At 34.9% G+C, this 5,794-nt stretch carries 2 protein-coding genes; both read right to left on the bottom strand.

All coding sequences use genetic code 11. The features are described 5' to 3' along the window. The coding region (locus A5844_RS14255) for a hypothetical protein (protein ID WP_179190563.1) at window positions 1–3,066 on the bottom strand (3,066 nt) is incomplete at its 3' end. A gap of 906 nt (window positions 3,067–3,972) precedes the next feature. Continuing rightward, a partial coding sequence (locus A5844_RS07860; protein ID WP_218776171.1) for a hypothetical protein occupies window positions 3,973–5,794 on the bottom strand: 1,822 nt, incomplete at its 5' end.

The following is a 5,794-nucleotide window of genomic DNA, read 5'->3' as shown; positions in this document are numbered from 1 at the left end:
CGTGACTTGTTGGTCTATCTCATTGTCCATTGAGTGTTGTTTAGAGTCTTGAGATAAATCTGTCTTATTCTTTAAGGAATCCATTATTTGGTCTATGTTTTGTTGATTAGGTGCCATTCTCTTCAAGTGATTCCGATTGATGGTTGTTTGATTATTTGATGGAAATTCCTTTAACGTCACTTGAGTGACCGTTTTACTGGCTTGTTGTTGTTCTAGCCTCCATAGTCTTTCTATCTCCTGATGGATTTCATTTAATTCCAGAGCAATTGGCGTATTTATAAAAAGAGCTGTTTGGTTATTCAGTTGTAGTTGTCGCTGTTTTCCTTTCACTAATAGCTGTTTTGTCTTCTTAGCCAGTTCGGCAATTTTTTGACTTTGCGAGTCCATATTGTTCCGTACCGTTTCTTTGCCTTGCTTTTGCTCACTAGGGTTATGAGAAAAATCACTCACTTCCTCCTTTATGTCATCCATTGTTACAGTAAAGTTCTCTTTAAAGGCCTCTCCTATTTTTTTAAATTTCGGATTTTCCATTGTTTTGTTCCACTCGCTAATTTGTTCATCAATCCAGTCCTTATTTTTCAATCTCTCTAGCTTGATCTTTTGAATATCTTGCTGTTGTTCACTATGCTTAGGAGGTAAATTAGAACCTACTCGGTCATTGTCTTTTAGTTGTTGACTATCGTGTTGAGTCCGATCAGCCCTCTTCTCCAACTCAAGCCTCTTACTTATTTTTAGCATAAAAATAAAAGTAGCCTGCTTGCTTTTAGGTAATTCCATAAATTTCTTACTGTTGATTCCTACACTCCTAGCTTCTTTTAAAAGTTTAGCCTTCGAGCCATTAGGATCCGTTTTAATTTCTTGAATTATCGAATCTTCTATTTGCTTACTCCATTTGTAGATTTCCCCATGGTGCATAAATTGCCTTACATTTCCAGTTAGTTGATCGTCCCAAAGGCTAGTGTCTTGAGTCCAATCAGTTTTCTTCTCCAACTCAAGCTTCTCACTTATTTTTTGAGCAAAAATAAAAATAGCCTGCTCATCTTCATGTAATTCCATAAATATCCTACTGTTAACTATACTCCTAGCTTCTTTTAAAAACCTAGCCACCAGGCCATCAGGACGTGCCTTGCTTTCTTGAATTAACACATCTTCTGTTTGCTTATCCCATTTGTAGGGTTTCCCCTGGTGCATAAGTTGCTTTTCACTTTCGGTTGATTGATCGTTCTGCCTTTCACTTTCGGTTGATTGATCGTTCCCAAGGCTAGTTGCCTCTTCTTCATGCTTTTTAGAATTCACCGTTTGATACTCAGTATTATTTCTACTAGCATTTTTTCTACTAGCATTTTTTCTACTAGCATTTTTTCTACTAGCATTTTTTCTACCACTCTTATAAGTTTCATCGTATGATAGTCGTTCATCCAACTTGGCTTGGGCTTGGTCTACTACCTCATTGTCCTTTGATTGTGGTTTAGAGTCTTGAGTCCAATCAGCCTTCTTCTCCAACTCAAGCTTCTCACTTATTTTTTTAGCAAAAATAAAACTAACCTGCTTACTTTCATTTAATTCCATAAATGTCTTACTGTTAATTCCTATGCTCCTAACTTCTTTTAAAAGCCCAGCCATCGGGCCATCAGGCTGTGCTTTAACTTCTTGAATTATCAAATCTTCTGTTTGCTTGTCCCATTTGTAGGTTTTCCCTCGGTACGTAAATTGCCTTTCACTTTCGGTTGATTGATCGTTTCCAAGGCTAGTTGCCCCTTCTTCATGCTTTTTAGAACTCATCGTTTGATACTCAGTATTATTTCTACCAGCATTTTCTCTTCCAATCGTGTAAGTTTCATTGTATGATGGTCGTTCATCCAACTTGGACTGGTCCACAGATTCATTGTCCTTTGGTTGTGGTTTAGAGTCTTGTGACAAATCTGTCTTATTCTTGAAAGAATCCATCGTTTGGTCTACGACTGGTTGTTCAGGCTCCACTCTCTTCAAGTGATTCCGATTGGTGGTTGTTTTATGATTTAATGAAGTTTCACTTAACTTTTCTTGATTGATCGTTTGACTGGTTTGCTGTTGTTTTCGAATTAAATCCTGTAACTCTTCTATTTCACTCTTGAATTTAATCATTTCCTGAGCAATATGTATATTTATAGAAAAAGGTGTTTCTCCATTTAGTTGTTGCTGTTTCCCTTCCAATAACATCCGTTTCTTTTCCTTAACTAGTTTGACAATTAATTGATTCAACGAGTTCGTATTGTTCAATTCCGTTTGATTGTCTTGCTGTTCCTCGCTACGATTCTGTGATAAATCACTCACCTTCTTTATATCATTCATTGTTATAGTAAATTTCTCTTTAAAGTCCATCTCTAGTTTTTGAAGTGCTGGTGCTTTCATTGCTTTGTTCCAATTGAAAATTTGTTTATCAATCCAGCCTTTACTTTTCAGTTTCGATAGGTTGAGTGCTTGATTAGTCTTCTGATTGACTTGCTGTTGTTCACCATGTTCTCTAACAGGCATAACGTATTTTTTATCAATTTTATTGTTGTTTTTTTGATTTTTTTTCTTACTTTTCAGCGATGAAGCAGAATGGACAGAACTTTTCTTAGATTTTCTTACATCCGTACTGTTATTAGATATGTCTACTACTGTTTGATTTCTCGGTTTCCCTGATATCGTTTGATTGTTTGAGAACATTGCAGTTAGTTCATCGTAAAATCTTATATGTGTTTGATTTCTCGGTATCTCTGATACTGTTTGATTTCTCGGTATCCCTGATACCGTTTGATTGTTTGATGTCCCCGCTCCTGTCTGATTATGGGATAAGGTTCTGTTTTGTCTTGCCTCTTCACTAGCATTTGCTAACATAGAATACGAGTAATATAAATATTTTACTACTACATCTTTTATTGAATTTGTATTTCTTATTGGTTGCTGAGAGCCATTGGCGATAGCATTTAGATTCTCTTGGATGTTTTCCGCATTACGTGGGTCATGTGTTCTGTTGTAGTTTCTACCTATTGTTCTTCTATAGTCACTAGTTGAATTGCTTTTTGAACTATTTCTTGGCATTTTTTTCACTCCTTAATTTAAAGTTAAATTTGTTCTACGTATTTCTTAAATAACAACAATAAGCCTCATTCTATTTATGGGTGTTTATGTATGATACTAACTGATAGATAACTCCTATATTTAAAATCACTACAAAACTAACAGTTGATCGTTCTAAATATAGTTTAGGTAGGCAAAGTGATACAGCTACCAATTTCATCGCTTAAATTCATCTAACTAAACAACGATTTGTAACCACTCTGCTCGTTGTCCACTAGAAATTTCTTTCAATTTGACTATAAAAGTTTAGAAAAATTAAATCGGAATATTGTTTATCTTTTTATTTAATAAAAAAGAAAATCTTAAGTTTTATCTTTTTGATAATCGTTAACTCTGAGTTCATGATTTTATTTTGTTCTAATAGCTACACCCCCTTCTTAACGGAAATACAAGTTTCATTTTAAAGGGTAGTCTAATTTGATTATATGAGTTGTTTGGCTTGAAGTTGAAACACTTAAAGGATTGGCGAATATGAAATGATGATTTTTCTTGAAGCCTAGACTTAGAGAATTTCCAAAAGCTTCTTCTAAACTTTCCCTTCGTTATGGCTAATAAAATAGTCCGTCACGATGTGTAAATGATCCTACCAATGTATCCAAAGAAAACACCTCTGACTTCCACAGTTTTATAAGTTTAATTTGCTAATAATAATTTGACATGGTGATCCATTAAAGAAGGGGGCTGTGACATAAGTTCTTCAACAAACTGAATATCCGAACTAACTTGATATTGCTCTTGCGATCCAGTAGATCTTCATCGTAAATTCACGATGAATAGTCCAATTCATCTAATATCAATCGAATATTTTAGTCTTTTTTTACTTATGCCTCAGCCTCAACAATCAATCTAGATTTCTTTTCACCAACATTATTTGGCAAGTGCTTGGTTTAGATCACTTCGCTTCAAGACTGTTTGCTGATTACCTACAGTTAAATTATGATTGTTACTCTGAATAATACTATTACGCATAATGCTAGATATATTTCTCTTTTGCGAGAATTGCGTTGCGGTATTTTGTCCTTTATTCGTATTTGATACATCTTTAAAGATAGATTTGGCGTTCGATTGGAGCGTATTTGATTTAGTAATTTTCTCCTCAAGATTTAGTTTATTCATTGCTTCTAGGGAAGTAGAATTTTTTTCACTGGATTGTTGCACTAATTTTTTAAGAGTAGGTAGTTTTGGAGGTCTTTGTTCAGTCACCGTTACATTGTGTGATGAAGTTTCGTTCAAACTGGCTTGTTGTTCTATCTCATTGTCCTTTGTTTGTTGTTTAGAGTCTTGAGGCAACTCGGTCTTATCCTTGGAGGAATTCATCGTTTGGTCTATGGCTGATTGATTAGGAGTCCTTTTCTTCCAATGATTCCGTTTGCCGGTTGTTTTATGATTTGATGGAGTTTCACTTAACGTTTCTTGTTTGACTGTTTTATTGACTTGCTGTAGTTTCCTTTTAAAATTCCGCAACCCTTCTATCACATGTTTGAATTCATTTATTTTTTGAGCAACTTGTATATTTATAGAAAAAGGTGTTTTTCCATTTATTAGTTGTTGCTGTTTTCCTTCCAATAACGTCTGTTTCGTTTTTTTAATCAGTTCGACAATTAATTGATCTAACGGGTTCATATTGTTCAATTCCGCTTTATTGTCTTGCTGTTGCTCACTACGATTCTGTGATAAATCACTCGCCTTCTTTATATCATTCTTAGTTATAGTAAAGTTCTCTGCAAAGTTCGTCCCTAACTCTTGTAATTCCGGATCTTTCATTGCTTTGTTCCATCCACTAATTTGTTCATCAATCCAGCTCTTACTGTTCAGTACAAAAAAGTTTATTTCTTTATTAACCTTTTTGTCATCCATTTTATCGATTTTATTGATTATATTAATTTTATTGATTTTATCGTTTTTATCGATTTTCGGTTGTTTGATATACTTAGATGGTAAAGAACTCGGACGGTCATTAGGTAGTTTTGTTGGTTTTAATCCTTTCCTTAGCCAATCCTCTTCGATTACTGTTACATTGTGTGATGAAGTTTCGTTCAAACTGACTTGTTGACCTATCTCATTGTCCCTTGTTTGCTGCCTACCATCTTGAGTCAGATCAGTCTTCTTCTCCAACTCATCATTCTCGCCTATTTTTTTTAGAATTCTAGAAATAACCTTCTCTTGCGCAGCAGCCAGACTAGCACTATCTGTTATAGAAAGATACTCTTCATCAGTCAATATTTCATTCCAATCAATTGTGGATTCAGATCCTGTAGCTAGAAACGCTTTGACTGTTGGATCATTATGCCATGGTGTTTCATTCTCCCTTGCTTGCTTGGACACTTCACTGCCTTGGGGTTGTTGTCTGTCGTCTGGAGTCAAATCATTTTTATTCTCCAATTCAATTATCTTTTCTACTTTTTTTAGAATATCTGTTAAAGACATATGCTCTCCATCAGCCAATATTTCATCCACCAAAATTTTTGTTTCAGATTCAAATAGTTTTTCATCAAATTGTTGCTCGGCTCCTGTAGCCAGAGGCGTTTGGAATGTTGGATCATTATGCCATGGTGTTTCATTCTCCCTTGCTTGCTTGGACACTTCACTGCCTTTGGGTTGTTGTCTGTCGTCTGGAGTCAAATCACTTTTCTTCTCCAATTCAATTATCTTTTCTACTTTTTTTAGAATATCTGTTAAAGACATATGC

It is taken from the genome of Candidatus Enterococcus wittei (assembly GCF_002140175.1).
Taxonomy (GTDB): Bacteria; Bacillota; Bacilli; order Lactobacillales; family Enterococcaceae; genus Enterococcus_B; species Enterococcus_B wittei.
The sequence above is the reverse complement of the archived record's forward strand: the minus strand, read 5'-3'. Positions and strand labels throughout refer to the sequence as shown.